The following is a 4299-nucleotide window of genomic DNA, read 5'->3' as shown; positions in this document are numbered from 1 at the left end:
CGCGCGACGGGCTCGCGGCCCCCGTCGGGCGGGCTGGGGCGGCCCGTCCCGCCGGGCCTACCGTCGTCGACCAGCCGCGCGGCGGATCGGATCGTTCCGGGGTTCGCTCGTGACCGGCGTACCGGCGGGTGGTGAGCCCGTCGCCGGTGTACCGGTGGATGGTCCGCCCGCGCCGCGGGCTCCGCTCGCGGCCGCGCGCCGCCGGTCCGGACCGGTCCCGATGCTCGCCGAGTCCGGGCTCGCGCCGAGGCCGCACGCGGTGGTCGTGGCCGGGGCGCGGCCGAACTTCATCAAGATCAAGCCGATTCTGGACGCCCTCGACGCGGAGGGTTTCCGGACCACGCTCGTGCACACCGGTCAGCACTATGACGAGGCGATGAGCGAGGTGTTCTTCGCCGATCTCGGGCTACGCCCCCCTGACCATCACCTCGCGGCCGGATCGGGCTCCCACGCCGTGCAGACGGCCGCGGTCATGACGTCGTTCGAGCCGTTGCTCGACCGGCTTGCCCCGGAGATCGTCGTCGTGGTCGGCGATGTCAACTCAACTCTGGCCTGTGCGCTCGTCGCGGCGAAGGCGGGCGTGCCCGTTGCCCACGTGGAGGCGGGCCTGCGTAGCGGTGACCGGTCCATGCCCGAGGAGATCAACCGCATTGTCACCGACCACGTGTGCGACCAGCTGTTCGCGACCTCACCGGACGCGGTGGAGCATCTGTACCGGGAGGGCCTGCCCCCCCGGGCGGTCCATCTCGTCGGCAACGTCATGGTGGACACCCTCCTGGCGTGCCGGGACGAGGCGCTGGGCCGGCCGACGCTGACCGAGCTCGGCCTGCACCCGGGCGGGTACGGCCTGGTGACCATGCACCGGCCCGCCAACGTCGACGATCCGGACGTGCTCGCCGGGCTGCTCGGGGCGCTCGGGGAGATCGCGGTGCGCTGCCCGCTGGTCTTCCCGGCGCATCCCCGTACGGCGGCGCGGCTGGCCGGGATGCTCCCCCCGGGGGTTCGGCTGCTCGGACCCGTGGGCTATCTCGACTCCCTGGCGTTGCAGGCCGGGGCGCGTCTCGTGCTCACCGATTCCGGCGGCGTGCAGGAGGAGTCCACCGTGCTGGGAGTACCGTGCCTGACGCTCCGCGACTCGACGGAACGTCCATTGACTGTTACCGAGGGTACCAACCGGGTGGTGGGTCGGGACCGGCGGGTGGTGGTCACGGCCGCGTTCGACACCCTGGAGCGGCCGCCTGCGCCCCGGCGTCCGGCCTTGTGGGACGGCCACGCCGCCCGCCGCATCGCGCGAATTCTGGCCCGGGTGGTCGCACCCCCGCCGGAACCGGGCCGTCCGGGCGCACCGGATCCGGCGATCCGTCCGCCGGCCCGGGACACAGCTAGCCACCTACCTCTCTCTACGTAAACAATCTGACACACTATGTGTATGACTTCGAAGAAGCTGGTGGTCGTCGGGCAGGGATACGTCGGTCTCCCGCTCGCGATGCGGGCGGTCGATGTGGGTTGGCGGGTCGTCGGGGTGGACGTGGACGCGAGCCGTGTCGCCCGGCTGGCCGCCGCGCGGTCCTACGTTGAGGACATCCCCGACAGGCAGCTCGCGGCAGCGTTGGGGTCGGGCCGGTACGAGCCGACGTCGGACTACGCCCGCGCCGCGGCGTTCGACGTCGCGGTGATCACTGTCCCTACCCCGTTGCGGGAGGGGGCTCCCGACCTGTCCTACATCGTGGGCGCGGCGCGCAGCCTCGCGCCGCTGGTCCGGCCGGGCGTGACCGTGATCCTGGAGTCGACGACCTATCCGGGGACGACCGAGGAGCTGTTCGCCCCGCTGCTCACCGAGGGTTCCGGTCTGCACCCCGGTATCGACTTCCATCTCGGCTACTCGCCGGAGCGGATCGATCCGGGTAACCGGGTGTGGAACCTGGTGAACACCCCCAAGGTCGTCTCCGGGGTGCACGAGGACTCCCTGGCGGCCGTGAGCGCCTTCTACGGCACCGTGGTCGAGCGGACGGTTCCGGTCGGCTCGACCCGGACCGCCGAACTCACCAAACTGCTGGAGAACACCTTCCGGCATGTCAACATCGCGCTGGTGAACGAACTGGCGATGTTCGCGCACGAACTCGGCGTCGACGTGTGGGAGGCGATCGACGCGGCCTCCACCAAGCCGTTCGGGTATCTGCGGTTCACTCCCGGCCCGGGGGTCGGCGGTCACTGCCTGCCCATCGACCCGTCGTACCTGTCCTGGCGGGTGCGCCGCAGCCTCGGCCGCAGCTTCCGATTCGTCGAGCTCGCCAACGACATCAACGACCATATGCCTGACCACGTGGTGCGGCGGGTCACCGAGATGCTCAACACCCGGCGGCGGTCGGTCGCGGGCAGCCGCATCCTGCTGCTGGGACTCGCCTACAAGAAGAACACCGGGGATGCGCGCGAGTCGCCCGCGACGCGGGTGGCCACCCTGCTCGCCGACCTCGGTGCCCACGTGCGAGCGGCGGACCCGCACGTCGACGCGGCCCGGCTGCCGCCCCGGGTGACCCTGGTGGAGGTGGATGCGGGAGAGCTTGCGGCCGCGGATCTGGTGGTGCTCCTGGTCGACCACGACGCCTTCGACCGTGACCAGGTGGCGCGGCATGCCCGTGCGGTCCTCGACACCCGGCACTGGCTGCCCACGCACGACCGGGGCCGCCGGCCGGTGGCGGCAGGCGGGGGACACCCGCTGATACCTGCGCAGGTCGCGCGGCACGACGAGCTCGCGTTCGCCGTGGAACCCCTGTGACGCCCTCCCACCTTCTGACGCCATCCCACCCTCGCGGCGTCCCGTATCTTTATGTATCTTTATGTAGTTGAATGATAACTGAAAATTATCGTCATCGAGAGGGTGCGGGCGGAGGGGCGGGTGCCATGCGGGTCGTCGCCACCGACGCGTGGTTCCATCACCGGCCGAGTGGGTGGCGGCGCCGGGGCCCGATAACGGTGCTGAAGGTGCTGAACCGGATGGAGCGCTCCGGCATCCATCTGGGGGCCGTGAACCTGCTCCGCCGCCTCGACCAGGACGAGTTCCGGCTGTTGTTCGCGGTGACGTCCGGCGCGGCAGGAGCGTTCGACGGTGAGATCCGGGCGCTCGGCGGCGAGGTGTACCACTGCCGGGCCGACTGGCGCTTTCCATGGTCCTTCCTGAGGCTGCTGCGTCAAGTACGCCCGGACGTGGTGCAGGCGGAGGTAGCGCAGGCGGACGTGACGATCTTCTCCGGGGTGGTCCTCGCGCTGGCCCGGCTCGGGGGGGTTCGGCGCCGCGTCGCCTACCTCGCCGATGCCCCGGACCGGCACGGCGACAGCCTGGGCGGCCGGGTGCGGCGGATCGTCGGCCGGTTGCTGCTCGACCGGTTCGCCACCCATCTGGTCGCGGTGAGCGAGGCGGCGATGCGGGGTCTGTGGCGGGAGAACTGGCGGCTCGACTCCCGTTGCCGCGTCATCTACCACGGCGTCGAGCTGGAACCGGTCGGCGTCGCCATCGCGGCCCGCCGCCGCGCGGAGGAACTCGCCGAGGACGATCAGGAGCTTGTCACCATCGTCCACGTTGCCTGCCCGGATTCGGTGAAGGGCCGGGACCGGGCCGTGGAGATTCTCGCGGCGCTGCGGGGGCGGTCTGTGAACGCCCGGCTCCTTTTCGTGGGTCGTCAGGATGCCGCCGAGACAGCCCGGCTGGTCGCGCTGGCGTCTCGGCGCGGCGTCGCTGACCACGTCGAGTTCACCGGCGAGGTGCTTGAGATCCCACGCCTGCTGGTCGCGGTCTCGCTGCTGCTGGTCACCTCCCGCCACGAGGGCCTGCCTGGCATCGTGCTCGAGGCCTGTGCGGTCGGGACGCCCGTGCTCTGCGCGGACCTGCCCGGGGTCGACGAGATCGCCCGGCTGCTCCCCGGCGTGACGATCCTGCCGCTGCGCATCTCCGACGCGGTCTGGGCCGACACCGCCGAGATGCTCACCGCCGTTCCCCCGACCATTGATCAGCGCCGGGAGGCGATGCGTCTGCTGCGCCGGTCCCCGTTCACGATGGAGCACTGGCAACGCGACATCACGGCGGTGTGGTCGTAGCCGGCGTCCCCGCCCGTCCGGGTGCCACCGTCCGGCCACGACCAGAAAGGACCGCTCACGATGAAGATAGTCACCTTGCTCGAGGCGGGGGACGGCCCGCGGTGGCCCGTCGCGCACGCCGTAGCCGAAAGGGAGAGCGGGGACCGCGTCATCGTCCTGATGCCCCCGCCCGACCACGTCGACAGTCCACTGGCCCGGGAGTTGACC

General features: G+C 71.3%; 3 protein-coding genes. All 3 read left to right on the top strand.

What is annotated here, in order from left to right:
• Positions 1-220 precede the first annotated feature (220 nt).
• The 3 genes from wecB (at position 221) to AC08ON_RS09720 (ending at position 4092) form a co-directional block, all read left to right on the top strand.
• Complete coding sequence (gene wecB, locus AC08ON_RS09730; protein WP_476607274.1) at positions 221-1408, top strand: non-hydrolyzing UDP-N-acetylglucosamine 2-epimerase; 1188 nt, start codon at positions 221-223, stop codon at positions 1406-1408.
• A gap of 21 nt (positions 1409-1429) precedes the next feature.
• Entirely contained in the window at positions 1430-2776 is a 1347-nt protein-coding gene (locus tag AC08ON_RS09725; RefSeq protein WP_476607273.1) for a nucleotide sugar dehydrogenase, read from the top strand.
• A 125-nt stretch (positions 2777-2901) separates the two neighbouring features.
• On the top strand, positions 2902-4092 hold the full coding sequence (locus tag AC08ON_RS09720; RefSeq protein WP_476607272.1) for a glycosyltransferase: 1191 nt from the start codon (positions 2902-2904) through the stop codon (positions 4090-4092).
• Positions 4093-4299 lie beyond the last annotated feature (207 nt).

This window comes from Frankia sp. CoWAU3, from assembly GCF_977971855.1.
Note: the sequence above shows the minus strand (reverse complement) of the source record. Positions and strands in the feature narration are given on the sequence as shown.

Coding starts and splice junctions, on each gene's coding strand:
- wecB (WP_476607274.1), top strand. CDS start 221: ATGCTCGCCGAGTCCGGGCTCGCGCCGAGGCCGCACGCGGTGGTCGTG.
- AC08ON_RS09725 (WP_476607273.1), top strand. CDS start 1,430: ATGACTTCGAAGAAGCTGGTGGTCGTCGGGCAGGGATACGTCGGTCTC.
- AC08ON_RS09720 (WP_476607272.1), top strand. CDS start 2,902: ATGCGGGTCGTCGCCACCGACGCGTGGTTCCATCACCGGCCGAGTGGG.